17 protein-coding genes and 1 pseudogene are annotated in these 26,113 nt (G+C 42.3%); 8 read left to right on the top strand and 10 right to left on the bottom strand.

Annotated features, from left to right (window positions below; genetic code table 11):
• Positions 1–18: 18 nt before the first annotated feature.
• The 5 genes from NSTCB13_RS25610 (at position 19) to NSTCB13_RS25590 (ending at position 10,376) form a co-directional block, all read left to right on the top strand.
• On the top strand, positions 19–2,373 hold the full coding sequence (locus NSTCB13_RS25610) for a response regulator (protein WP_448274256.1): 2,355 nt from the start codon (positions 19–21) through the stop codon (positions 2,371–2,373).
• A gap of 198 nt (positions 2,374–2,571) precedes the next feature.
• Positions 2,572–2,865: a hypothetical protein gene (locus NSTCB13_RS25605; protein WP_448274255.1), complete on the top strand. Its 294-nt coding sequence runs from the start codon at positions 2,572–2,574 to the stop codon at positions 2,863–2,865.
• A gap of 252 nt (positions 2,866–3,117) precedes the next feature.
• Positions 3,118–8,808: a PAS domain S-box protein gene (locus NSTCB13_RS25600; protein ID WP_448274254.1), complete on the top strand. Its 5,691-nt coding sequence runs from the start codon at positions 3,118–3,120 to the stop codon at positions 8,806–8,808.
• Positions 8,801–9,346, top strand: coding sequence for a hypothetical protein (locus tag NSTCB13_RS25595; protein ID WP_445627499.1), 546 nt, complete (start codon positions 8,801–8,803; stop codon positions 9,344–9,346). Before NSTCB13_RS25600 ends, NSTCB13_RS25595 begins: the two co-directional genes overlap by 8 nt.
• A 400-nt stretch (positions 9,347–9,746) precedes the next feature.
• Positions 9,747–10,376 carry a hypothetical protein gene (locus tag NSTCB13_RS25590; RefSeq protein WP_448274253.1) on the top strand — a complete coding sequence of 210 codons (630 nt, stop codon included), beginning with the start codon at positions 9,747–9,749 and terminating at the stop codon, positions 10,374–10,376.
• A gap of 309 nt (positions 10,377–10,685) precedes the next feature.
• On the opposite strand, the gene NSTCB13_RS25585 is transcribed toward NSTCB13_RS25590, so the two are convergent.
• From NSTCB13_RS25585 to NSTCB13_RS25575, 3 genes and pseudogenes are all read right to left on the bottom strand, one after another.
• A complete protein-coding gene (locus NSTCB13_RS25585) occupies positions 10,686–11,387 on the bottom strand; it encodes a hypothetical protein (protein WP_445627501.1) in 702 nt (233 codons plus the stop codon).
• Between the two features lie 275 nt (positions 11,388–11,662).
• Positions 11,663–12,431: pseudogene (locus tag NSTCB13_RS25580) on the bottom strand (phosphatase PAP2 family protein).
• A gap of 35 nt (positions 12,432–12,466) precedes the next feature.
• Positions 12,467–13,705: a hypothetical protein gene (locus tag NSTCB13_RS25575; RefSeq protein ID WP_448274252.1), complete on the bottom strand. Its 1,239-nt coding sequence runs from the start codon at positions 13,703–13,705 to the stop codon at positions 12,467–12,469.
• Between the two features lie 402 nt (positions 13,706–14,107).
• Here NSTCB13_RS25575 and NSTCB13_RS25570 point away from each other — a divergent pair, with 402 nt between their 5' ends.
• Positions 14,108–14,410: a hypothetical protein gene (locus tag NSTCB13_RS25570; RefSeq protein ID WP_448274251.1), complete on the top strand. Its 303-nt coding sequence runs from the start codon at positions 14,108–14,110 to the stop codon at positions 14,408–14,410.
• A gap of 384 nt (positions 14,411–14,794) precedes the next feature.
• On the opposite strand, the gene NSTCB13_RS25565 is transcribed toward NSTCB13_RS25570, so the two are convergent.
• The 4 genes from NSTCB13_RS25565 to NSTCB13_RS25550 form a co-directional block, all read right to left on the bottom strand.
• Positions 14,795–15,529: a glutathione peroxidase gene (locus NSTCB13_RS25565; protein WP_448274250.1), complete on the bottom strand. Its 735-nt coding sequence runs from the start codon at positions 15,527–15,529 to the stop codon at positions 14,795–14,797.
• Between the two features lie 77 nt (positions 15,530–15,606).
• Positions 15,607–16,536 (bottom strand): alpha/beta fold hydrolase, encoded by a 930-nt coding sequence (locus tag NSTCB13_RS25560; RefSeq protein ID WP_448274249.1) that lies wholly within the window; start codon positions 16,534–16,536, stop codon positions 15,607–15,609.
• 22 nt (positions 16,537–16,558) lie between these two features.
• Entirely contained in the window at positions 16,559–17,383 is an 825-nt protein-coding gene (locus tag NSTCB13_RS25555; RefSeq protein ID WP_448274248.1) for an SDR family oxidoreductase, read from the bottom strand.
• Positions 17,384–17,614: 231 nt separating this feature from the next.
• Positions 17,615–18,100 carry a glutathione peroxidase gene (locus tag NSTCB13_RS25550; protein WP_445627507.1) on the bottom strand — a complete coding sequence of 162 codons (486 nt, stop codon included), beginning with the start codon at positions 18,098–18,100 and terminating at the stop codon, positions 17,615–17,617.
• Positions 18,101–18,913: 813 nt separating this feature from the next.
• Here NSTCB13_RS25550 and NSTCB13_RS25545 point away from each other — a divergent pair.
• Positions 18,914–20,467: an ammonium transporter gene (locus NSTCB13_RS25545; protein ID WP_448274247.1), complete on the top strand. Its 1,554-nt coding sequence runs from the start codon at positions 18,914–18,916 to the stop codon at positions 20,465–20,467.
• Between the two features lie 317 nt (positions 20,468–20,784).
• Positions 20,785–21,240, top strand: coding sequence for a DUF2141 domain-containing protein (locus NSTCB13_RS25540; protein WP_448274246.1), 456 nt, complete (start codon positions 20,785–20,787; stop codon positions 21,238–21,240).
• A 77-nt stretch (positions 21,241–21,317) separates the two neighbouring features.
• On the opposite strand, the gene NSTCB13_RS25535 is transcribed toward NSTCB13_RS25540, so the two are convergent.
• The 3 genes from NSTCB13_RS25535 to NSTCB13_RS25525 all read right to left on the bottom strand — a co-directional run bounded on the left by NSTCB13_RS25535 (position 21,318) and on the right by NSTCB13_RS25525 (position 26,087).
• On the bottom strand, positions 21,318–22,478 hold the full coding sequence (locus NSTCB13_RS25535) for a peptidoglycan-binding protein (RefSeq protein WP_448274245.1): 1,161 nt from the start codon (positions 22,476–22,478) through the stop codon (positions 21,318–21,320).
• A gap of 219 nt (positions 22,479–22,697) precedes the next feature.
• Positions 22,698–23,765, bottom strand: coding sequence for a DMT family transporter (locus tag NSTCB13_RS25530; RefSeq protein WP_445627511.1), 1,068 nt, complete (start codon positions 23,763–23,765; stop codon positions 22,698–22,700).
• 258 nt (positions 23,766–24,023) lie between these two features.
• On the bottom strand, positions 24,024–26,087 hold the full coding sequence (locus tag NSTCB13_RS25525) for an ATP-binding cassette domain-containing protein (RefSeq protein WP_448274244.1): 2,064 nt from the start codon (positions 26,085–26,087) through the stop codon (positions 24,024–24,026).
• Positions 26,088–26,113: the final 26 nt, after the last annotated feature.

Below are 26,113 nucleotides of genomic sequence, written 5' to 3'. Positions count from 1 at the left end.
TATATTTTGGACGGGTGTATGAGAATCTTGCTAATCGAAGATGAAGAAATTTTAGCAAGTGTCTTGTTGAAGTCTCTAACTAAGCAACACTATGTTGTTGATGTCGTACAAGACGGACAAATGGGTTGGGAATACACGCAAAGTACGAACTATGACCTGTTATTAATAGATGTAGGATTACCAAAACTAGACGGAATTACATTGTGTCAGCGATTGCGTTCTGGTGGTTGCTTCACTCCGATTCTTTTGATGACGGCGAGAGATGGTAGTAAAGAGCGAATTCAGGGGCTTGATGCAGGTGCAGACGATTATCTGATCAAACCTTTAGATTTAGAAGAACTGCAAGCACGGATACGAGCGCTGATCCGTCGAGGCGATCGCCCCTGTACTCCTATACTGGAAGTAGGCGCGCTACGACTAGATCCCAGTAGTTGCGAAGTCACATATAACAACAAACTCCTGGAATTAACAGCCAAAGAATATAGTTTGCTGGAGCTATTTTTACGGAATCCGTCGCGTGTTTTTAGTCGGGGGGATATCATTGAGCATTTGTGGACTTTTGACGATCCACCCCAAGAGGAAACTGTAAAATCTCACATCAAATACTTACGACAAAAGTTAAAAGCAGCCGGAGCAGTAGATTGGATTGAAAATGTTTATGGTTTGGGATATCGGCTGAATCCTGGAAGAGTGGCAGGGGGGCAGGGAGGCAGAGGGGCAGAGGGGCAGGGGAGCAGAGGGGCAGGGGAGCGGGGGGAGGAAGAAAAATCTCGAATTTCTAATCGTGATGTTGAACAGCAGTTTCAGCAAGCGATGGGTGGCTTGTGGAAGCAATATCAGGGATTGATGGTGCAGCGGTTGACGGTATTGCAAGAATTGGCGACTGCATTATCTGGTAAAACGCTGACTGGGGAGTTACGTAAATCGGGAGAACGAGAGGCGCACAAATTAGCTGGTGTCTTGGGAATGTTTGAACAAGACAATGGCACTCTGCTAGCGCGGGAAATTGAACAGATTTTAGGGAAAGATGGTGATTTGTCAGTAAGTGAAAAGCGGCAATTGCTGGGGCTGATTGAAGGTTTGGGTAACATCATTAATCTGATGGGGCAAAATGTAGACGATCAAACTTCAGCTGCGATCGCACCTGAAATTAGTACCCGATTGATATTAATTGACCCGAATCTGCAATTAGGTTCTCAGTTGCAACAACTGGTTGAGTGCATGGGAATATGCTGGCAGCAAATTAGCAACTTAGAGGATGCAAAAAACTTTCTACAAACCACATCACCAGATTTAGTAGTGCTAAATATAGATGATATCGGCTGGCGTAAAGAAAGTTTAGCACTACTAAGGGACTTAGCAACGCGTACCCCACCCGTACCCGTTCTGGTGCTGGCTACAACTGATGAGTTAGTAGAACGCGTAACTTTTGCTCAGTACGGGGCACGGGGTTTTTTGGTCAAGCCTGTAACAGCTGCTCAAGTTTGGGATGTGTCGTCCCAAATATTACAACGTACTCGTTCTTTGCGGGTAAATATACTGGCAGTAGATGACGACCCGCTGATTTTAGCAGCACTGCGCCCAATGTTAGAGCCGTGGGGTATGCGGATGACAGGATTAGAAAATCCGCTACGTTTCTGGGAAGTATTGCAATCTACTAAACCGGATTTGTTGATTTTGGATGTGGAAATGCCTCATATAAATGGTATCGAACTTTGCCGAGCGGTTCGCACCGATCCTCAATGGCAGGAATTACCGATTGTGTTTCTGACTGCTCACCGAGAAATGGAAACTGTGCAGCAAGTGTTTGCTGTTGGGGGAGATGATTATGTGATTAAACCTGTTGTCGGTGCAGAACTGTTGGCACGCATTACCCATCGCTTAGAACGCAGTCGTTTACTACAATCGCTTTCTACTAAAGATCCCTTAACTGGACTAGCAAATCAGTTTCAGTCTAACCGCGACTTGCAGCACCTAATTGCTCAAGCCGAGAAAAATCAGCAATCTGTTTGTTTGGCGATTTTAAGCGTGACTGATTTGCGTCAAATTAATATTAAGTATGGTCATCAGGCTGGAAATCAGGTATTGCAAAGATGGAGTCGTTTATTCCAATCGGCATTTTGCAGTGGTGAAGTACTAGGTTATTGGGGTAATGGTGAATTTGTCGTGGGAGTTTCTGGGTTAACAAAAACAGAAGTAAACCATCGCCTCAGTGAGATTTTAACTACTCTGCGCCAGCAAATATTCACAGCCTTCGATGGCGATCGCTTTCAGGTAATATGTAATTTCACTGTAGCCGAATACCCGAATGATGGACTAACGATACAATCTTTATACCAAGTAGCCGCTAGGCGTAATATCGTGTTCGGTTAAAGATTTATCATTAAGACGCCAGGGAGCAGGGAGCAGGGAGCATCTCGTTCCCATGCTCTGCATGGGAATGCCCCTCCTTGAGGCTCTGCCTCCAGTATGGTATTGAGTCAGAGACTCAATGAATGCATTCCCAGTCTGAGACTGGGAACGAGGAAACTGAAAACCGCTATATTTTGAAATGCCTACACATTTGTTACTTTGGCGCTCGCATTTGTTACTTTTGCGAACGCAATTGCTGATTTGGCGATCGCATTTGTTACTTTTGCGAACGCAATTGCTGATTTGGCGATCGCAATTGCTGATTTGGCGATCGCATTTGTTACTTTTGCGAACGCAATTGCTGATTTGGCGTTCGCAATTGCTGATTTGGTGTTCGCAATTGTTGATTTGGCGTTCGCAATTGTTGATTTGGCGATCGCAATTGCTGATTTGGCGATCGCAATTGTTAATTTGGCGTTCGCAATTGCTGATTTGGCGTTCGCAATTTTGTAAAATGAAGAAAATATGTAGTTTTGCTGTAGTCGAATATTTCAGTCAGAGACTAACGATACAATCACTATACAGATTTATTAGTATCATCTTTAGCACATGATTATTAATTTGTACAGTAGTTAATTAATAAAAATTACGAATTACGAACTTGTACTGAGTTTCAACTACGCTCAACTACCGCATAGCCGAAGTATTACGTAGCTTGCTTCTCGCATGAAGGCGAGTATTACGAATTATTTAACAGGAGTCTTGATGAATACACTACAGCTAGAGCAGGTAGAGCAATTGCAAGCCACTGCGAAGAAGATGGAAGTAACGCTGGGTACGATCGCTGATGCTGTAGTCTGGGTAGGAGAAGACGGACTCATTCAATGGTGCAATTCTCGCTTTGAGTCTATAGTAAACCAATCTCACGCTACTGTCTGCGGTGCGAAGTTAACTGACTTATTACCCCTGACACAATTAGGACAACCAGTTGCTTTATCATGCTATCCTGATGCGCAAATACTCAATGGCGAGTATGAAACAACAAATTATCAGTTGCAGCAAGACGAGCAAATAACACTACAAATTTCTGGTAGCTCTACCGGAATGACTGGCGATCGCTGTGCCATACTGGTGATTCGGGATATCACGCTGACGCAACGAACTCAAGAATCCTTGCAAGAGATTGAGGAGCGATTGCAGACATTAATTAACGCAACACCCGATATTATCTGTTTAAAAGACGGTGAAGGAAAATGGCTGCTGTCAAACCAGGCTAACCTAGAATTTTTAGAGCTACAAGGCGTTGATTATCAAGGCAAAACAGACTCAGAACTGGCAGAATTTAGCAATTTTTATCACGATGCTTTGCTCAACTGCAATAAAACAGATGAACGAGCTTGGCAATTGGGATGTGTGCATCGAGTAGAAGAAGTTGTTCCTCGTCCTGATGGGACAGTGAGCAGTTTAGACATGATTAAAGCTCCCCTATTTCACCAAGATGGTAGACGCAAAGCTCTGGTGGTTTTAGGGCGGGATCTGAGCGAACGCAAACAAACCCAAGTAGCTTTAGAAAATTCTCTGTCTTTATTAAGCGCTATCTTTGAATCGATTCAAGATGGTATATTAGTAGTTGATAGCTCAAGTAAAATTGCTAGTTATAATCAAAAGTTCTTAGAAATGTGGTCAATTCCACCAGAACTTTTGACGGAACCAGATCGTACTCTGCGACTAGCGTATCTGGCAAACCAATTAAAAGATCCTGATGGATTTTTGCAACGAGTCCGAGAATTATATTCACAGCCGGAATTAGTTAGTTACGACTGGCTAGAACTAGAAGATGGCAGAGTATTTGAGCGCTACTCTTGTCCTCAGCGCATCGGCGAACAAATTATTGGTAGAGTGTGGAGTTTCCGCGACATCACCCAGCGCCAAAGGGCAGAAGCAGCACTGCGACAAAGTGAATTACAATACCGCAGTATTTTTGAAGCAATTAATGATGGACTATTTATTACTGAAATAGAGACTGAAAAAGTCGCCGAAGTTAATCCGGCGGCTTGTCAGATGCACGGTTACTCTTATGAGGAATTTCTCACTTTACATCCATCTGCTTATATTCATCCAGACTCGCATTCTGTTTTTCTAGAGTTTGTCGAGAAAACCCGATGTGGCGAGCAATTTTATGGACAAGCTGTTGATATCTGCAAAGATGGCAGTTTAATAGATGTAGAAGTCAAAGGAACGACTTGCATTTATAATGGCAAGCGACATATTTTAGCAATAGTCCGGGATATCACAGATCGCAAACGCACCGAAGAGGCGTTACGCCAAAGCGAAGCTCAGTACCGCGATTTGGTGCAAACAGCCAACTGTATCATTCTGCGTTGGGATGGCAATGGTGACATTATATTTTTAAATGACTACGGTCAAAGGCTTTTTGGTTTCGATATAGATGAAATTATCGGAAGCAATGTTATCGGTACAATCGTTCCCGAAACGGAAACTTCTGGGCGCGATTTGCAGACATTAATGGTTGATATTTGTCAGCACCCAGAAAATTATCTATTTAACGAAAACGAGAACTTATGTAAAAATGGCGATCGCGTCTGGATTGTCTGGGCGAATAAACCCATTTTAGATGCCCAAGGAAACTTAATCGAAATTCTTTCAGTCGGTACAGATGCCACAGAACGCAAACGCGCCGAAGCAGCTCTCCAGGAAAGCGAGTTAAAATTCCGTAGCATTGTGGAAAATGCCAACGATCTGATATTTGTGCTTTCGCCAGAGGGAATTTTTACTTATCACTCGCCAAATGTGACTGCAATCATGGGCTACAGCCTAGAGGAAATCGAAGGTCATTCTGTGGTGGAGTTTACCAAACCGGAAGACTTAGCAACTAGTGCCAGTGCCTTACAAAGGGCGATAACTGGTGAAAAGCTGACTAATATAGAAGTGCGATTGCGACACCAAGATGGTAGCTGGCGATGGTTCAACTTTAACACTTCCACAATTAACACTCCTAGCGGTGTTGCGATCGCCGGCGTGGGACGCGACATCACAGAACGCAAGCAAGCAGAAGAAGCCTTGCGTCGTAGTGAAATGAAATACCGCAACATCTTTGAAAATTCTCAAGTGGGGATTTTTCGCACCTGCCAAAAAGATGGATTGATTATCGATGCGAATCAACGTAGTGCTGAGATATTAGGTTTTACCTCTGCTGCTGACTTAATTGGCAAGTATTTCACAACGGATTTATATGTCAATCCAGAAGATCGGGTGCAAATGTTAGCAGAGTTAGAACACTCCGGCGAAGTTCGCAATTTTGAAGTAGCACTGCGACGCTTGGACGGATCTGTTGTTTGGGTACTGTTATCACTTCGTCTCAACGCCGAAGAATCCTGTTTGGATTCTGTTTTTACAGATATTAGCCAACGCAAACAGCAAGAACAAGCTTTACGCTTAATTGTTGAGGGTACAGCCGCGAAAACAGGCAATGAATTTTTCAATTCTTGCGTTCGTTACCTTGCCGAAGTCTTGCAGGTTCAATATGCCTTAGTAACTGAGTTTGATGACGAGCCAAAAACAAGAGTCCGCACTTTGGCATTTTGGTGTAATGGGGCTATTAACGATAACTTGGAATATGATTTACAGGGTACTCCTTGCGAACACACCTTGCGAGGGAAGATGTGTCACTACCCGCAAGCAGTGCAAACTAGTTTCCCAGAAGATGCCGATTTAGTAAGGATGAATGCCGAGAGTTTTTTTGGCGTTCCTCTCACCAGTTCATCCGGCGAAATCATCGGACATCTAGCAACGATCGATGTTAAACCCATGAAACCCGATCCGGGACGGGAACTGATTGTGAAAATATTTGCCGCCCGTGCCGGTGCTGAATTGGAACGCAAACAAGCAGAAGCAGCCTTACAGCAAAGCGAGTTAAAGTTTCGCACTATTGTTGAAAAAGTTAACGATGTGCTGTTTGTTCTTGATGCCAATGGGGTTTTCAACTATATTTCTCCCAATATCTTGAAGACTACCGGATTTGCCCCCAGCGAAATAGAGGGTAATTCTTTGGCATCTTTTACTCATCCCGACGATCTGCCAAAATGGCTGCAAGTTGCCCAGAGTATTCTGGCAACAGGCGAGGGAATTTCCGGGACTGAATACCGCGCTAAACATCGGAATGGAAGCTGGGTTTGGCTAACTAGTAATGCAGTCCGCACACAAGATGCCCAAGGTAATTTTCAGATTGTCGGCGTAGCTCGTGATATCAGCGATCGCAAACAAGCAGAAGCAGCTTTGCAACGTCGAACTCAAGCCGAAAGTTTAATCAGCAACGTTTCTCGGCAATTTATTGACCAAGATTTAGCAACAGCAATTAATTTTACACTGCGAGCGATCGCTGAATTTATTGATGCCGAACATAGTTGCATCTTTGAATGCTCCCAAGATAAAAGTGAATTCAACCTGATCCATGAATGGTGTGGTGAAGATGTTGCACCATTAATTGATATTGCCAGAGGTTCGCCTGTGGAAGTTTTCCCTTATTTCTACGAGCCGATTCTCCGTGGTAGGCATCGGCAAATCTCTTGTGTGGAAGATTTACCGCTACATTTACCTGAGCGACAACTTTTTGAAAGTATGTCGTTTCAATCTATATTAGCTGTGCCAATGGTTCATGCTGGCAAAGTGGTTGGGTTTGTTGGTACAGCGATGATTCACTACTCAAAAACCTGGAACCAAGAAGATATTAATTTATTAAAACTGGTAGGTGAAATAATTGCGATCGGTCGAGCTAGACACCAGGCAGAAGAAGCGCTGAGAATTGCCAAAGAAGCCGCCGAAACTGCCAACCGAGCCAAGAGTGCTTTCCTGGCTAATATGAGTCACGAACTCCGCACTCCTCTAAATGCAATTTTGGGTTTTTCCCAATTAATGGAGCGAGACATTAGCCTCAACTCAAACCAGCGCGAATCATTAGCTACTATTAATCGCAGTGGAGAACACTTGCTTAACCTGATTAACGATGTCTTGGAAATGTCCAAAATTGAAGCTGGACAAATCATTTTCAACCCCGAAGACTTCGACCTATATCTGCTGTTGCAAACATTACAAGAGATGTTCCAAGTGCGGACACAGGCAAAGCAATTGTTTCTCAAATTTGAAATGGCTCCCAATCTCCCGCGTTACATCCAAACAGATGAAGGTAAACTCCGCCAAGTTCTCATAAACCTTTTGGGTAACGCCGTCAAGTTTACTCAGACTGGGGGAGTAACGTTGCGGGTAAGAATGGGGAGTGAAGACTGGGGACAAGGGGGACAAGGGGGACAAGGGGGACAAGGGGGACAAGGGGGACAAGGGGGACAAGGGGGACAAGGGGGACAAGGGGGACAAGGGGGACAAGGGGGACAAGGGGGAATTATTGAACAACTCTCTCCCTTGTCTCCCCCCTCTCCCTTGTCTCTTCTCCATGCCCAATGCCCAATGCCCAATGCTCAATGCCTACACTTTGAAGTCGAAGACACTGGACGGGGAATAGCAGCAGCAGAAATGAATAACCTGTTTCAGCCTTTTGTCCAGACAACAAGCGGTATTCAAACTAAGGAGGGAACTGGACTCGGACTGACTATCAGCCGTCAATTTGTGCGGTTGCTGGGAGGCGATATTTACTTAACGAGTAGCGTTGGACAAGGGTCTATTTTTAGCTTTGATATTCAAGTGAATTTAGCCGCAGCTTTGAAAGCTGCACCAAAATTGAATAAGGGACGCGTACTCAAGCTAGCAGCAGACCAACCATCTTACCGTATTCTCGTAGTAGATGACCGTAAAGAAAACCGCGATCTGATTGTGCAACTTCTTGGTAGCATTGGTTTTGAAATTCAAGCTGCGACTAATGGACAAGAAGCGATCGCAATTTGGCAAACTTGGCAACCTCACCTAATTTGGATGGATATGCGGATGCCTGTAATCAACGGCTACGATGCCACTAAAGAGATTAGAGCCAAGGAAAAAAATACAACTAGAAATTTCCGCACCGTAATTATTGCCCTAACTGCCAGTGCTTTTGAAGAACAACAGGCAAGTATCTTAGCCGCAGGTTGTGACGATTTGGTTCGTAAGCCATTCCGAGAGCAAGTGATTTTTGAAAAGATCGCTGAATATTTGCAAGTACGTTATATATGTTCAGAAGAAAGCAATGAAGATGCAATAGGCAACAATTTAGAGAAAACTCAATCTACTATCTTGGATCTTCGCTCTGCAATTACCATTATGCCTACCCAATGGCTAACAGAACTGAATCAGGCAGCCGTTGAAGTCGATGCTGAAAGGATTTTGCAACTAATTGAGCAAATTCCCCAAACTCATTCTGCTTTGGCAGAAAAATTGGCAAATTTAGTCCGCAACTTCTGTTTCGATGAAATTATTGACTTAACTGAAAAAAATACCAATTATGAATAACAAAACTAAATTCTTGACTTTTGTCACCGTAATGCTAACAGTTTCTTCTTTGACTATTAGCACAGTTGTTGCCAAGGCGAAACTAACGAATCAGTCAAAACTGTTTATTAACGGTATTGGCACAGTAAAAGTTGGCATGACTGTCTCTCAAGCGGCAAAGGCTGCTGGTACTAAGCTAGTAGGCGATTCCCCAAATAATAATTGCTATTATGTTAAGCCAGAAAAGGAACCCAAAAATCTTTCGTTCATGGTGACAAAAGGTCGAATTTCGAGAGTAGATGTGAGGCAAAATAATCAGATTACTACCTTCAAAGGTGCAAAAATTGGCGACACCGAGGCGCAAATCAAGTCTCTTTATCCAGGACAAATTCAAGTCACACCTCATAAATACGTCCAAAACGGACATTACCTAACTTTCATCCCGAAAGACCCTAGCGATCGCAACTATCGCCTAGTCTTCGAGACTGATGGTAAGCTTGTCACTGAGTTCAGAGCGGGTAAATTGCCAGAAGTCGAATATGTTGAGGGCTGCTCTTAATTTGGCTGATTACAGCTATTTTCAGGTAAATAGACCACGCGGTAGGGGCACAGGATTGCTCATTAATGTCAACTTAACGCCAAACCCCTTGTCCGCCGGAAATTAAAATTCCCGTCTCATAGCTAAAGTCATCTGAAGATGACTAAATATCGCCAAAAATTTCCAGTCTTTCAGTAGACTTAAGCTAAAAGCCAAAAAATTTATTTCCGGGCGGGGATGTAAGCCAACAGATAACCTATTTCCAGCTGAAGTTAACACATATCAGTAATGCTGTGCCCTGAGGACAGATGTGGTTCAAATACATGAAAACTGCTGGAAGAAGGGTTTGCAAGTGTCAAAAAACGCACATTTAGGGGGATGATATAAAATGTCATCTTCGTTGTCATAATTTAGGAGCTTTATGACGATCAAATCTTCAAATTCGTTTTTAGCAGTAGCACTGGCGATCGCTTCTTTGAGTTTTCCTGTATCCGTCAAAGCCGATACCGTGAATGCTCGTTGCGATGTATTCCCAAAAGGAGAAGACCGCGCCACATCTTCTGGCCCTTGTACCTTTTCCCAACGTCAGGGTGCGGTTAGCATTCAACTAGAAAATGGTAATAGCTATGACCTGCTCCCTTCGGGTAATCGGCCCGGCAATTATCGCGATCGAAATGGTGATGCTGCCTATCGACAAACTGGACTTGGCGATCGAGGACAGATTTATCGTCTCGCCAATGAGTCGATTTTTGTCTATTGGGATACATCTGCCAATCGACAAAACTCAGGTAACAGAAATGGTAGGGCTGCTGCTAGGCGTCAGCCGGAAGCGGGTACTACCGTTTCTCGGTTGAGCGATTTAGTGGGGGCAAGGGCAGGACAGGCAGAAAACACAGTGAAAAAACGGGGCTATCGATGGGTCAAGAGTGATGGTTCGGGCTATAGCTACTGGCTAGAAGGCAAAACCAATTACTGTGTAACAATCCAAACAGATCAAGGACGCTACCAATCGATCGTTTACACGGGGAATTCAGAGGATTGTAAGAATTAGTTGCTATCTGGACAAACAATCCAATTTAGAGGTGTATTTTTATCCCGCTTTTGTCACTTTCAAAGAATCCAATCGCTCAAACGGTCACAGGGCTTTAATTTCTACTTTTTGTCTATAAATTTTAGTTTCTGTTAGAAAATAAAGCCTCAAACCTAGACTAAATTCAAGTCTCAGAATTTGGCTGAGATTATTGTTTTTCGAGAGTGACAAAAGAGGGTTATATCACAGTTGAAGGTGCGGAATGTGAGATAAAAACTGCGAAGACATGGGTTTGATCTTTTTCTTTATGAAACCCAACAATACAGCAGACTAGAAACGAGTTCTGCCACTGCTCCAGTCACCTGAATCGCAAGTACCACGGAAATGCTCAATTCCATTAATGGCAATCCGTCCACTGCGTCGATCGATCTCAACACGCGGATGATTTAGTCCATTTACTTGGTATTTTCCCGTGATTTGCTCAGGTGTGACACGGAGATCCTTAAGGTTCCACCATCCATCAGTACCACCTGAATTAATTGGCGGGATGAGCCTTCCGCCCAGATGAATTTTTCCCTGCATATTACGAATCTCGACTTGAACTTCAGAATCGAACTCGTTTGTCGAAGACTCTACACGATTTTGCTGTTCATAGCGATGACGACGTGAGTTCCATTCATAGCTATTGCGGTTTTCAACACTTGGTTTGCGACCTTCACCGTAGCAGATTAAGGTCAGTCTTTGCCGCATTGAATTGTCACTGTTGCGCTCAGATGCGCCTTGCTCCCGGAGATAGGTATCGATCGCAGTTTGAGCTTTACCAATTTCTCTTGAACTACAGGAACGACCATTTTGAACTAGCTCCCCTTGAGGACTAAAAAGGACAGTGCAACCGCTTCCTCGTGTCATCCCCGTTACACTTAAATTACCGTTGTCTACAGTGTCAATTATCGCTTGAGCATTCACAGAACTAGCGAATGTAAGCGTAAGTAAACCCAGCGCGATCGGCGTTAAAGCCCGCAATGTTTTCATTGTTATATTGATTGTTGTTTTGAATAGATATGAATTATGGGATTACTCTATCACCAAGAGGTTGAATGGTAAAGTCAGTAAACCTAAAAGTTTTGCCAAGCCAAAAAGAATAGCCTATAATACCGTTTTTGGATAATTAAGTTATTAGCTTTACTTATAAAACGAGTTCCTGACAAAAAAATAAAAGACCATATTTTGAGATCCAATTTTTGAATTTCAAATAAGCAAAGTCCCTCTCTCAAGCTTGGGAAAGGGATTTAGGGTGAGGGCTGATATTACTCCTCATTTATCGACTTTATTTCTTCTGGTAGTAAAGTAGTTTCATCTTTAGGACGTTCGCCATCTACGGATTTGGCTGTAGTTGTATAGGGTTTGATAATTAGACTGACACCAATCGTCCAACCTAATGCAACCATCCAACCTGCAAGAATGTCACTAGGAAAATGAACCCCTAGATAGAGACGACACCACGCAATCGCGATGATGTATAAGCTGCCGAATATGAGAACTAACCAGCGCCAAGAGGTAGCCCAAGTTAAGAATAATAAAATTGCTACCAGTGTTACACTCGTCATTGCATGAGCGCTGGGAAATGCAAAAGTAGACTCAGGGGCAATGGGACTGCCACAATTGTGGACGCACTCGATGCATTAATTGCTTTGCGGTGCGGTTGATGATGACGCTTCCTGCTGAGGCGGTGAGTAAATAAGCTAGCGATCGCCAGCGTTTTTGCAGTAGCAATATGAGTGCGATCGCACCCAAAATCACCATTGCCGTCCCAGGCAAGCCAATTGTAGCTAGGGTGACAGCTAAAACATCTAACTCTGGGTTTTCTGTAGAATGAACTGCTAACAAAATCGGTACATCCCACGGAAAGCCCGCTTGATTCTTCCATATATTCACTGTCAGGATTTCAAAAATCTGCAAAGGCAAATAGACTCCGAGCAAAAGGAGTAAGAGCGATCGCCAACGAGCAATCAACAGGTTTTTGAGAAAATCAAGCGGCGATTGACTCTCTTTATTGATTTGTTTCTCTTTTTCCATGTCTAAATTTAAAAGGCGATCGATGACTTCAGTGATTACAAACTACTGGAAACTTGAGAAGTTCCACAATGTTTACAGTACGACAAATGCTTATAAGTAAGATTATGACAGTTATGGCATTCAATGTACTGATAATAACCGCAGTGTGGACAGTAAGTATCAAGTCGAATTTTCTTGGCACAATTGACACATCTTGATTTTTGAACTCTGCTAGCTGCTTGGACTTTAGCGTTAAAGACAAATTTTTGAAAAAATTGGATAATTCCAAAACCAATAACTGGAATCAGCAAGATATAAACATAATTTATCAGGAAAAGTAAACCGCCAAAAATGGCACTGACTATCTCAAATAAAAATTTGAATATTGCACCTATTTGCAGAAATTCAAATATTTTAACGATTAATGGGATAAAAAAGATAACTAGCAAATGCCAGCTAATTAGCGAGACGAGTCCATATCCTCTTCTTTGCGCAAATTTATGAACTGATAAGCCAATGAGAATCAGTGGTAAAAGAAAGAGGGACTGAAAACCAAGTTGGATACTTGGATACCAAAATGACGCCTGATGATAGCCTTGCTCGACTTCTTGAAATCGATTGTCATTTTTAAGAAAGGCTATAAAACTAATGCTTTCTGGTTTGGCGAGTAGTTCATTTTTAAGAGTAGAAATTTCTTGTTGAAGAGTAGAAATTTGGCGATTATTTTCTTCTAATCTCTGTTTAGCTTTTTCAGCACTGACTTGATTAATTGATTGTTCGCGATTCTGTCCGGCAATTTTTTCTAAGAGCGTTGAGTCATACTGAGATTTAATCGTGCTATTTGCTTGTTCGAGTTTACTAATTTTTGCTTGTTTTTGCTCGATAGTTTGGATAATTTGCTGCTTTTCAGAGTTCTTAATCTTATCTTTGTAATCGCCATATTGCAAACACGTTTGAGAAACCTTACCTAGATGTCCTGCTTCGGCTTGTTGATAGTTTCCCCGAAAACTAAATTGATTGTTGGTGTAAGATGACAATGAAAGTCTAACAATTTCATAGTCTTTATCTTGATTAGTTTTTGCTCGGTAATTTTGCCACTCTGAATAACATGGATAAGCCTCAGTTGGACTGATATGCCATCTGCTAATATCATCGAGTCCGGTAAAAACATTAATTAAGATAAAAATATCAACTATAATAATGACAATCAAACTGACTTTATTCAGTGGTTCATTGTTGATTGTTCTTGAATTACTAAAAAATTGACTCAAAATTTGGCGAATTCTGGCAAACATATTCTCTTTTCAGTAAATCTAAATTTAATCCGAATCAATTTTATGCGATCGCTAGTAACTAGCTAGACAAAAATACATCTACCGATCTGAAGATTTGTTAACTGCTGATAAAAACAAAATTCCCGACAACTTTTACGAAGTCAGGAATCGGTGTTTTTCAATTCTCACAAATCAGGCTGCGGTCAAAAATATCATAACTTTCACCTGAAGTTGACACAGTTGATGACTGTGTACCCCAACTCAATACCGTTCGGTTAAGAGGATGTTTGAAAAGTATTTTTGGTAACATCTAAATCTCAGAAACCTAACCCCCCTAGCCCCCCTTCCCTACAAGGGAATGGGGGTTTCAAAGCCTCTCTCCGCTTCGGGGAGAGGTTTGGAGAGGGGTTTATAGTATACTTTGTGACTTTTCAAACAACCTCTAAGAATATTCGTCGCACCTGTGTACTCGATCGCAATGCGACAAAGTTTAAAGTACCTCAAAACGACTTCGGAGTACCTCAAAACGACTTCGGAGTACCTCAAAACGACTTCGGAGTACCTCAAAACGACTTCGGAGTACCTCAAAACGACTTTGAAGTACCTCAAAACGACTTTGAAGTACCTCAAAACGACTTTGAAGTACCTCAACACGACTTTGAAGTACCTCAAAACGACTTCGGAGTACCTCAAAACGACTTTGAAGTACCTCAAAACGACTTTTAGACTCGTTCCCAGCCTCCAGGCTGGGAATGTATTCAAAAGAGGTTCTACCTCTTGTCAAGCTATGGAGGCGGAACCTCCCAGAATGAGTTCCCAGCCTGGAGGCTCTTAACCAGTCAGGATAAAGGCTGTATCTTAACTTAGTGCCATTCGGTTTAGGGGGAGTTGCAAAAAAATTGTAGGTTGAGGAGCCACAGCGCTCTTGCGGGTTCCTCGCGTTGTAGCAAGTGGCGTTGGAGGCTTTGCCAAAGCCAACATCCTGATATATGTTGGGTTGCGCTCCGCTCCACCCAACCTACGTCTAATGCACTATTTCAAGCTTGCCACGCTACTACACATTTCTATTTTTTAGGCAAAACCTATGCAGTATTGCAACCCTACTCAACCCTATTTAGCAGCGAAGTAGGCTTCTAATGCTTCAGAACCACCAATTAATTTACCATCGATAAATACTTGGGGAACTGTTGTTGCACCTGCAACTGCTTTTAGCGATCGCGTGGTGATATCCTTACCCAAGGTAATTTCTTCGTAGTTGATGCCATGTTCCTTGAGCATTGCCTTAGCACGGGCACAAAAGGGACAACCCACTTTCGCAAACAGGGAAACTACTTCGGGCTTAACTGCTTGGGGATTGATGTATCTGAGCATTGTCTCAGCATCCGACACCTTAAAGGGATCTCCTGGCTCCTCTGGTTCAATAAACATCTGGTTAATTACACCATCTCTCACCAGCATAGAATAACGCCACGATCGCTTGCCAAACCCCAGGTCTGATTTATCTACTAATAGACCCATCCCTTCAGTAAATTCACCATTTCCATCAGGAATTAGTGTGATATTTTCTACTTCTTGATCCTTTGCCCATTCGTTCATCACAAAGGCATCATTAACAGAAATACAGATAATGTCATCGACACCATTCTGTTTGAAAATTGGAGCTAATTCGTTGTAACCAGGAAGATGAGTAGATGAACAAGTCGGAGTATAAGCACCTGGTAAAGAGAAGACAACTACTGTCTTATTAGCAAATAGCTCATCAGTTGTCACATCCACCCATTGGTTGTCCTTGCGAGTATGAAAAGTGACATTGGGTACTCTTTGTCCTCGGCGATTGGGTAACATAATTTTGCTTGCCTTTAGTAATCAATTCCAGTCATAACCTATCATGGGAGAACTGGTACAATGTAACTATCAATCGTCTAAGAAACTTCATTAATGAATGGAGCGATCGCTGCTACAAATTCAGTGGTTGATTCATAGGGTAAAACATTACGTCCGTTTATTTTTATACCTCTATTTTTAGGGAAACAACCAAGATAATGAGCCAAGCGTTCATCTGGCGTTTCTTTTTTATTGTCTTGGCTAATACTCGATGCAGTTTCACCCATAACTATTAATGTTGGTTGATGAATCGAGGCCATAAAACTAGTATAATCATCTCGCCAAAACCCTGCTAAAAAAGAAAACACTGCATGGCGGCTTGCAGGGTTTTCTGCACCTGCAAGCAATGTATTTAACCACTCTGCATCCACCGCAGTTTCAGAAGCAAAGAGTTGACGAATCGAAAAAGAACGTAAAAATTTGGGAGTGCGTGCATAGCGATAAAAAGCACTGCCAAAAGGCGAATCTAACACATTCCAAAGGAATTTCTCTTGCCATTTTGGTGGTTTATTTGTCATCAAAGCCCACGTTGGCGGCCCAGCAAGTACCAATCCGGCAATTAAATTTGATTGCTTTTGGACTAATTGAATAGCAACTGGCAATAAAGCGCCTTGTACTACTAAAATAACCGGTTTTTGGACTACTGTTTGTAAAAAAAACTGCAACTGTTCTGCCCAATCACTAGGAGTGTAAGCTATACGGGGCATATCACTTTCACCACATCCTAGTAAATCAGGGTTATAAATTGAATTACGCTGACCTGTACTATACCACTCGCGACAAAATCGTTGCCAAAATCGCCGCGACAATCCCACGCCAATCGGATGAATTAATAGTAAGGGAATGCCCTCAGATGTTGTATTAATTGGTTGATGTACTTCGTAGGCACAACGATAATTCTGCCAACTGTAAAACTGGCTAGGAGATGCTGTCAAATTAGTTGTGTTAGCTACAGCAGATGGTTGCATAATTCCTAGTTTTTAATACGTGCTAAAAAATCATCTGTGGATGAATCAATTTGTATCCAGCTTCTTTGAGCTTTTCATTCGATACCCAAGCATTATATGGGCGAGTACTCTTGATAGATGTATCCCATTCTACTTTGGGTAAATTATGTTTTTCAAATAAGCTATCTAGCAAGTCTCGGCTGGTAAGATGTGCATCATCTACCAGATTGTAAATTCCTTGCAAACGACGCTGACGGGCAAATTCTATCGCACCAACAATATCATCTAGATGAATCCAATTTGTGGTATCCTCACCATTGCCCGGACGGGTTGTACCAGAATATCTACCAAATATTTTCAACAATTCTCTACCATTTCCATAAATCCCTCCTAAGCGGAATATACAAACACGGAGATTTTCGCTAGATGCCGAGAGCAATACTTCTTCTGTTTTGCAGAGGATTTGGGCATTTAAATTAGCAGGTGCAAGTGGTGTTTCTTCATCTACCCATACACCATTTCTGTCACCATATACGGCATAACTACCTGTGTAGATTAATTGTTTTACACTCTTAATCTGCTGTAAGCACGAAACTAAAGTTTGGGCAGTTTGTAGATAAGTTTTTTCATAAACTTCTCCATTTTTTGCCCCAACACTCAAAAGTACAACTTCTTGATTGTGCAAAACTGATTTTAGACCATCTATGTCATTACCACTGGTAACTACAACTCTTTGAGATACTGATTGTAGGGCGGGGACACGCTCAGGAGAAGTTGTAGTTACACTAACAACAAAATTCATATCTTGCTGCCAATATTGAGCAACTTTATAACCAACATAACCACAACCAATGATTGCAACGTTCATGACAAATTAGACACAAATAAATTAAACTACTCATTGAGACGATTTTCTCAATTTAGACTGTCTGGAAGTAAATAATTTTAACAGTCCAGAGCTAACAGTCAATAGTACAAAAATTTTGATTTAGTGACAAATGACAAATGACAAATACAACTCTTGGAGAGGCTGCACTTCGACTACGCTCAGTGACCACGCCAACGACTTCGCTCAGTACAAGTGACAAATGACAAATGACTATTTCGCTAATTCTTTCTCAATTATGGCAATTATTTCTGGTGAATTTGGCTGGACACTACTATTAAATCGAGCTATCACTTCACCTTGCTTATTAACTAAAAATTTTTCAAAGTTCCAAGCAACAGCTCCCGTTGGCTCAACAGCTTTAGTAAGTCGCTCATAAAGTGGATGCTGCTGTGAACCTTTGGCATGAACTTTATCAAATAGTTCAAAGGTAACACCATATTTACTCGTGCAGAATTGCACAATTTCTTCATTGCTTCCTGGTTCTTGCCCACCAAAATCGTTACAAGGAAACCCTAAAATACGTAAACCTGCTTCTCCATACTTTTGGTTCAACTTTTCTAACCCCTCGTATTGAGAAGTATAACCGCAGAAGGAAGCCACATTTACAATTAAGAGTACCTTATCGGTGTAGTCGTTTAATTGCTTATCTTCACCGTTGATGGTCTTGACTGCAATATCCGAAATTGTGTTATTCATCTGAAATCTGATTGATAGGGAATATTGCCAAGTCTCCCATATTACAGGTACTTTAAACTCGGTTTCTTTAAGGAAATTACGTTTGTTAGTCTTGTTGTAACAATTCTATGTGAGTTGTGTAGTTGCAAAACCCTGTATCTTGCAGAAATAGCTCGAGAAAGCTATTCTTTCAGCATAAATACGTTACATTTACGTTGCTTTTAATACCGAATTTTGAATGCGGTGATGAATCGATCTAGGTTGAAAGCTACAAAGAATTGACTCTTTGTATCAAAAGTTAACAACATCCTGAATTCTCCAATTTATGATTTTGGAAAATAGGTAGCTAGAAAGAATATAGTTACTTTTTTGTTGCATCATGAATTATATTTCATTACAAAAACTAAAAAACTGTATTTTATGATACAGTTTTTTAGTTTTGATAGTGAATAGAGCTAAAAATCACATTGTTAGCTTAAAAGAGGCATTTTAGGGTAGTTCTTTCTACCTGATTTTTTATTGACATTATTCCAGACAATTTTGGGCGCTTTTTCAGCTAATTTTTTTTAAAACATTTAAAGATTAAGTTAAAAAGACTTGACTCTTCCAGAAAATACATCATAAATTTCTTACGAAGAACTATAAAAAATATTTACAGATGTGCCAATAGTTTCTTAAACTCCTACTAAGGTTATTTGAGTTTCTGGTTTTTCAACAATTTGTCTAAATAAAAAATATCAAAACCCACTGGATCTAATTTCGGAGAGTATTTTTTTCTGCTTAACCTGCTTTTTACCTCTTTTAAGGATGATTTGGAGGATAATACTCAAATTCATGTACAAACAAAAATCGAAAACCAAAAATAGGCATTCGTCTGCAAGAAATTACATTATCAATTCACAATCTAACTCTAAAGTCAAGCTATTTAATTTGATTCAGCGACTTTCTCCCAGTTGGCAAGCTTGTTTACCTATCGCTTGTCTGATTGTGTTGGGTTGGGGTTATGCCGCAGTTGCCCAAACTCCAGCCGCAGCGCCAACGACAGCAGAACTCAAAATTGCTATTGACACCCTGTGGGTAGCGATCGCTGCTTTTTTAGTGTTCTTCATGAACGCTGGTTTTTGTATGTTAGAAACTGGCTTCTGTCGCCAGAAAAATGCTGTCAATGTTCTTTCCAAAAACTTGATTGTATTTGCTCTGTCTACCGTTGCCTTTTGGTCAATTGGTTTTGCCTTCATGTTCGGTGATGGCAATGACTTCATTGGATTGAATGGGTTTTTCTTAAAAGGAGCAGATAACAGTCCCGCTACAGCAGACGCTTATAAAGGTGTGTTCAATGCCATTAATTGGGCTGGTGTACCTTTAGCAGCCAAGTTTTTATTCCAGCTAGTGTTTGCTGGAACAGCAGCAACAATCGTTTCTGGTGCAGTAGCCGAACGGATTAAGTTTGTTGACTTCCTAATTTTTAGCCTTTTACTTGTAGGTATTGCCTATCCGATTACCGGACATTGGATTTGGGGTGGTGGTTGGCTAGCAGATAGAGGCTTTTGGGATTTTGCCGGTTCTACGGTGGTTCACTCTGTAGGTGGCTGGGCAGCTTTGATGGGAGCAGCATTTCTTGGCCCCCGTCTTGGTAAATATCAAGACAAGCAAGTTGTAGCAATGCCCGGTCACAACATGAGTATTGCTACTTTGGGCTGTTTGATTTTGTGGTTGGGCTGGTTTGGTTTCAACCCCGGTTCTGTCATGGCTGCCGATCCTGGTGCGATCGCTCATATTGCTCTAACTACTAACATGGCTGCTGCTGGCGGTGGAATTGCTGCCACTATCACAGCTTGGTTGTACTTAGGTAAACCAGACTTGTCAATGATTATCAATGGTATTTTGGCTGGTTTGGTTGGGATTACAGCATCTTGTGCTTACGTAGGTGTCGCTAGTTCTTTAGTAATTGGCTTCATTGCTGGGGTACTGGTAGTTTTCTCTGTAACATTCTTTGACAAACTTGGCATTGACGATCCAGTGGGAGCTACCTCAGTTCACTTAGTTTGTGGGATTTGGGGAACCCTAGCAGTTGGTCTATGGTCTGTTGGCCCTGGTGCTTTTACCTGGTATACACTTGGCCCAGAAAAAGGTTTATTTTCAGGTGGTGGCTTTGGACAGTTTGGTGTTCAGTTGCTGGGCGTTCTCTCAGTAGGTGGGTTCACTGTTTTAGTCAGTAGTATTTTTTGGTTGGCACTAAAAGCTACTTTAGGTATTAGAGTATCTAAAGAAGAAGAATTAGAAGGTTTGGATATTGGCGAACACGGTATGGAAGCCTACAGTGGATTTCTTAAAGAAGGTGATGCAATGGTATTTTCTGATGAACAAACCTCAAGTGGGAGATATTAGGGAAAATATTTCTTTAGCTCACGCTCTGGCATATTCTGACAGCAGTTTGTCATGTATTTGAACCACACCTGTCGTAGGGGCGTAAGGCCTTGCGCTCCTACCGCGTGGTCTATTTATCTGAAAATAGCTGTAATTTGAGCGACCAATACACTATTAGTTGATTGAATTGATTTTGCTTCTCTACCGAAGCGGGGAAAAGTAGGGGGTATAAAACCTCCTGTCCGGTTGTTGAGTTTCGACTACGCTAAACTGCCGCGTAGTCGAAACACTGCCTCCTTCAATAATTTAGCGATCGCATTTTACCTTGTGAAAATTTTATGCTTAAAGGCTTAAGAGCTAGTATGCTGCTATTGGCAGTGATGGGAAATTTAGCATGGTCATTTAATGCCAAAGCAAATTTTAACGGCAAACTGACCGTGGAAATTGATGGTTTGAAAAATAAAAAAGGACAAGTTTGTGCCAGTATATTTGCTAGCAGTGAAGGATTTCCTAGCGATGGCGATCGTGTCTTACAAAAACAGTGTACCAAGATTACTGAAAATCCCTTACCACTTACCTTTAATAACTTGAAAGCAGGTAGTTACGCCGTTGCTGTCTTCCACGACCAAAATAATGACCGCACCCTCAATACCAATCTTTTTGGTATACCAAGGGAAGGGTTTGGATTTTCCAGCAATCCAGAAATTCGCACAAGAGCGCCTAAATTTAGCGAAGCAGCATTTTTAGTAGTAGGGCCAGATACTAATATCCACATCCAGTTAAAATATTTTTAAGCTGACAGCAGATTCAGCTTGATACACTGCCAATACTTTTCCCCAAAACCCGACAAGTATTGGTACACCATCAATCTCTATTGTTGTGAATCACGATCAGAATCTTCCTGTAGACTCTGTTGCTCTGGCAAGTCACGTATTCGTATTCGATTCATCTGATTTAAAGCATATCGTGCTGTTGCTTGCACATCGGCATCTGGGTCTTCTAGCGCATGGTGCAACATCTGAGTCATTTGACCCATCATGTCATAAACGCGCGTCAGGTCACGGATCGCATTTTGCCGCACTTGTGGACTTTCATCTTGAATTGAAATTGCTAAAGCACGGTTCATTGGTTTGAGTGTGCGGATGCCAATTTCTGACAAAGCTGCCAAAATTAAGCTGCGTTCTTGAGAATCAGCATCAATTATCAGGTCAACCAGATGTTGAATTGCCCGCGAATCTCCCTGCTGGCCCAAATCCCAAATAGCCTTGCGCCGCTTGGTTGGGTCAGAACTGCGTAAATCTTGAATTAATTCCTCAACGATATTGAGTTTAGCAAGACGGGAAGTTTTTTCTGGTAACAGTAATTGTGCGGAAAATGTTGGTGGTGGAGGAGGTGTTTGTAAATGAGTGACAGTCTCCAGTAAAGGTGGTGTAATCGGTTCTTTGTTAGCTTCACTCAAACTTTTAGGTTCTGATATTTCGGACTTTTGCACTTGCTTTCTCTTTTGAAACAACCTCAGCAGATAAAAAAGTGCGCCAGTACATCCTAGAACTCCAATGGCAAATAGTAACCACCAGACAAAACCTCTCTCAGGTGCTTTGGGATTTGTAGAAGTCGGAGCAATAGAAGTAACTTTTGGAGAGGTAACTTTTGAAGAGGTGAACAACTGCTTTTTCGCCTCTATTGCTGCTTGCAGTTTCTCCTGAGTCGCCGGGCCAGCAAGCCCATCTAATTTTAAACCTTTTACTTTCTGGAATTTAGCGACAGCGATTTCCGTATTGGCGTTATACTGTCCATCTACTACATCCCTGTAGTACCCCAACTGCTTTAATTGGGTTTGTAGTCTCTGCACATCTGATTTTCGACTACCATATCTCAAAACAGCTGGACTAGCAGTAACTGTTGGACTAGCTTGTGCAAGTTCTAAAATTTCAGGTGCTAGGTTAGGTGAAGCTGAACTTGAGCGATTTGGGTAAAAACCCACGCAAGCAAAACAGGTAAATATCAGAATTGAGGAAGGGCATAGCCTCATATTGCAAGTTTCAGCTTGAAGGTGCTTTTCAAATCTTCGATACCACAATAGCTTCTAGACGACCAAATGTTAACTGTCATTTTTAATTGAGAATTAGGTATGGGGCAGAAGAGGCAGAGGGGCAGAGGGGCAGAGGGGAAAGACTTACTGCCACTGCTCCCCTGCTCCTCGACTCCCTCATCCTCTACTTAATTACTAATTACGAATTATTTTAACAAGTTAGGGTAATATTTCTGGTTCCGATTCTTTAACTGCGAGGCTGATGGGGTTCAATTTTTTAGCAGATGCTTCTAAAACTGGTTGCTGTATATTAGCTATCTCGCCGACAGTAACTGTGTCGTTTTGTCCTGCTAAAGTATCGCGTTGGTTAATGAGATAGATGCTGATTAAAGTGAGAAATACTCCTACCCACTGCAACGGACTGAGGACTTCTGAGAGGAAAAGATTGCCGAATAGTAGCGCAAAGACGGGTGTTAGGAAGGTGAGAGAACTAAGACTCGTGAGACTGCCACTAGAAGCAAAGTAGAAGAATAACCCATAAGCGATCGCACTGCCGAATACGGTAGCATAACCCAAGGCCATGAAATCAGTTCCTCCCAGATTTTCCCACTGCTGGGATTCAACAACTGATGAAATTCCCCATAGCGGCAATCCGCCCAAAATCATGTGCCATCCCGTAGCACTTACAGGGTCAGCATGTCGGCACACAAATCGAATCAACACTGTTCCCACTGCCATTGATAGTGCTGCTAATAGCATTAACCACTCGCCACTAGCAAACAAATCTTGCCAGTTGCCGATTGTCATATTTGCGCCTGAGTCGAGAAAATGTAAAATCCACTCATCAGGTAAGCCAATTAAAGTAATGCCTGTGACTCCCAAGCCTAGCCCCAGCCATCCCCAAAAACCAATCTGTTCTTGGAATAGCCACAACGACAGCAAGGCAACAGCCAAGGGTTGCGAGTCAATCATCACAGACCCCAACCCTGCACTAGTTCTGACTAATCCCTCTGCCAAAAAGCCTTGAAACAGCGTCCCATCTACTAGGGCAAATAAGGCAATCCACAGCCATGCAGCCCAACCCTTCGGCTGGGGTTTACCCATGAATGCTGCTGCAATCAGAATTAACATCCCTGCTGGTATCAGACGCACACCTGCCATGAATAGCGGTGTGGTGTGGGGTATCACTCCTTTCATCGCTACCATTGCCGTCCCCCATAGGAAAAAGGGGGAGATTAACAACAGGGGGGCGAAGGGAAGTCGAGATGCACTGAGTTTCAGTTGCATGGGTTTGCTGATGCCTTTGTTAAACAAGCGCAAAAATTGCTTTACCCAATTTTACCGAATTATGTAGTTTTGCGATCGCAAAGAGCAATGAAGGAAAAATCCACACTACAAGTCCGTAAGGCTATTTATTTTACACATTGAGCAAGAATTCGTTTCATATATATATTAAGTATGGCTTTGGCTAAAATCATAGTGTTTTTATTAAACGCAGAGGAACGCTGAGGGTTTTGGAGGATGATTTGCTTTATAACTCTTTTTCTATTTTGGCGATCGCTGTACTATACCAATAAAGGCATCTTCTAAAGAAAAAGGAATCGGACGTAAAGAATTGATGGTAATTTGATTAGCTTTTAAAAGTTGAGTTAGTTGATTTATTTCCTGTTCGGGGCGATCGAGAACAATGTGTAAACTATCAGCGAAAATCGAGACGCGCCAAGACTCAAAGTGTTGTTTTAGTATTTTAGAAGCTACTTGGTTTTGATTGACAATAATTTCTATTAATTGTCCCGGCTGCGAGGCTTTGACAGAACTGGGTGAACCTTCAGCGACGGTTTCTCCTGCAACCATAAAACTCATGCGGTTGCACTGTTCAGCTTCTTCTAGATAGTGCGTTGTCACTAAAATAGCTGTACCGTTGCGGGCGAAATCATTAATCAGCTTCCAAAACTGGCGACGCGCCAACGGATCTACCCCTGATGTTGGTTCGTCTAAAAACAAAATATCTGGTTCGTGCATCACGCAAGCACCGAAAGCAACTCGCTGCTTCCAACCACCTGGTAGCTGCCCTGTAATCATATTTGCTTGTCCTTCTAAGCCGCAGGTAGCGATTACCCAATCAATTTTTTCCCGTCGAAGCTTGCGAGGTACGCCGTAAACTCCGCTATAAAATTCGAGATTTTGCAGAATAGTTAAATCGTCGTAAAGAGTGAATTTTTGACTCATATAACCAATGCGTCGCCGTAAGTCTGCACTACGTAGATTTCCTGTCTCACCACCCAAGGAAATTTCACCGCCACTTGCTCCTAGTAATCCACACAGCATCTTAATGGTGGTGGTTTTGCCAGCACCATTAGCACCTAACAACCCAAAAATTTCCCCATAGCGAACTTCGACGTTGACATCTTTAACGGCTTGGAACTTGCCAAAAACACGGCTGAGGTTGCGAGCATATATTGCTAGCGCTGAGTGCTGAGTGCTGTTAGCGGAAGCGGGGCGTTTAGCCCGTGCTGAATTGTCCCCCTGCTCCCCTGCTCCCTGCTCCCTGCTCCCTGCTCCCTGCTCCCTACTCCCCCACTCCCCTGCTCCCCTCTTCCGATAACGAGGAAATGGAAAAAATTGCGGTGCAGAACCTTGTTGTCGCAAGCGCATGACAAAAACGTTTTCTAATGTGGGTTCGCCATATTCGATACTGGGAGAAGGTAAGTGATGTTGTTGCAGTAGTTCGCGGACTTGGGTTTCGCCAGAATTTATATCTTCAACGAGGACATCCAAGCGATCGCCAAAAGTTTGCACATCTACTATATTTGTCTGAGTAGCCTGGGAGAGTATTTCTTCTGTAGCTTCTAGGTTGGCTGTTCGCACTTCTAAGCGATGCAAGCCTAAGTTAGCCCGTAAGTCTGCGGGTGTGCCAATTTCATGAATTTGCCCACTGTACATCAAAGCCACGCGGTGACAGCGTTCAGCTTCATCTAAATATGGTGTCGCAACTACAATTGTCATCCCCTCGGCTGATAATTCCCCCAGCACATCCCAAAACTCCCGCCGGGAAACTGGATCGACACCTGTGGTAGGTTCATCTAATAACAATACTTCTGGTTGCGAAACCAAAGCACAACACAGCGCCAGCTTTTGTTTCATTCCACCAGAAAGTTGTCCCGCCAAGCGATCGCCAAATCGCTCTAAATTCATTAATTTTAAATATTTATTGCGGCGTTTTCTTAATAAATCATCTGTTACTTGCCGCAACCCTGCTGCATAACGCAAGTTTTCATCAATACTCAAATCCAAATACAGCGAAAACTGTTGAGTAAGATAACCTGTTATTAATCGGGCATCTCGTGCAGGTTGATTAAATATTTGCACCTCTCCTGCGGTTGCTTCCATCACACCGCCCAAAATGTGAAATGTACTAGTTTTCCCCGCACCATCAGGGCCAATTAGTCCAAACATTTCACCTTTGTAGACACTCAAATCAATTCCTCGCACAGCAGCTAAGTTTCCATAGTGCTTGTGCAAACCGCGAATTTCAATTGTTGTAGTTGTGGTTAGCAAACTAGATGATGGAGGTAAGTTTCGAGAGAAAGTAGTAATTTGCTGTTTCATTCCCTTCAGCGTCCTAGCTTGAAAAG

It is taken from the genome of Nostoc sp. DSM 114160, assembly GCF_053470305.1.
The sequence above is the reverse complement of the archived record's forward strand: the minus strand, read 5'-3'. Positions and strand labels throughout refer to the sequence as shown.

Coding starts and splice junctions, on each gene's coding strand:
- NSTCB13_RS25610 (WP_448274256.1), top strand. CDS start 19: ATGAGAATCTTGCTAATCGAAGATGAAGAAATTTTAGCAAGTGTCTTG.
- NSTCB13_RS25600 (WP_448274254.1), top strand. CDS start 3,118: ATGAATACACTACAGCTAGAGCAGGTAGAGCAATTGCAAGCCACTGCG.
- NSTCB13_RS25595 (WP_445627499.1), top strand. CDS start 8,801: ATGAATAACAAAACTAAATTCTTGACTTTTGTCACCGTAATGCTAACA.
- NSTCB13_RS25590 (WP_448274253.1), top strand. CDS start 9,747: ATGACGATCAAATCTTCAAATTCGTTTTTAGCAGTAGCACTGGCGATC.
- NSTCB13_RS25585 (WP_445627501.1), bottom strand. CDS start 11,387: ATGAAAACATTGCGGGCTTTAACGCCGATCGCGCTGGGTTTACTTACG.
- NSTCB13_RS25575 (WP_448274252.1), bottom strand. CDS start 13,705: ATGTTTGCCAGAATTCGCCAAATTTTGAGTCAATTTTTTAGTAATTCA.
- NSTCB13_RS25565 (WP_448274250.1), bottom strand. CDS start 15,529: ATGTTACCCAATCGCCGAGGACAAAGAGTACCCAATGTCACTTTTCAT.
- NSTCB13_RS25560 (WP_448274249.1), bottom strand. CDS start 16,536: ATGCAACCATCTGCTGTAGCTAACACAACTAATTTGACAGCATCTCCT.
- NSTCB13_RS25555 (WP_448274248.1), bottom strand. CDS start 17,383: ATGAACGTTGCAATCATTGGTTGTGGTTATGTTGGTTATAAAGTTGCT.
- NSTCB13_RS25550 (WP_445627507.1), bottom strand. CDS start 18,100: ATGAATAACACAATTTCGGATATTGCAGTCAAGACCATCAACGGTGAA.
- NSTCB13_RS25545 (WP_448274247.1), top strand. CDS start 18,914: ATGTACAAACAAAAATCGAAAACCAAAAATAGGCATTCGTCTGCAAGA.
- NSTCB13_RS25540 (WP_448274246.1), top strand. CDS start 20,785: ATGCTTAAAGGCTTAAGAGCTAGTATGCTGCTATTGGCAGTGATGGGA.
- NSTCB13_RS25535 (WP_448274245.1), bottom strand. CDS start 22,478: ATGAGGCTATGCCCTTCCTCAATTCTGATATTTACCTGTTTTGCTTGC.
- NSTCB13_RS25530 (WP_445627511.1), bottom strand. CDS start 23,765: ATGCAACTGAAACTCAGTGCATCTCGACTTCCCTTCGCCCCCCTGTTG.
- NSTCB13_RS25525 (WP_448274244.1), bottom strand. CDS start 26,087: ATGAAACAGCAAATTACTACTTTCTCTCGAAACTTACCTCCATCATCT.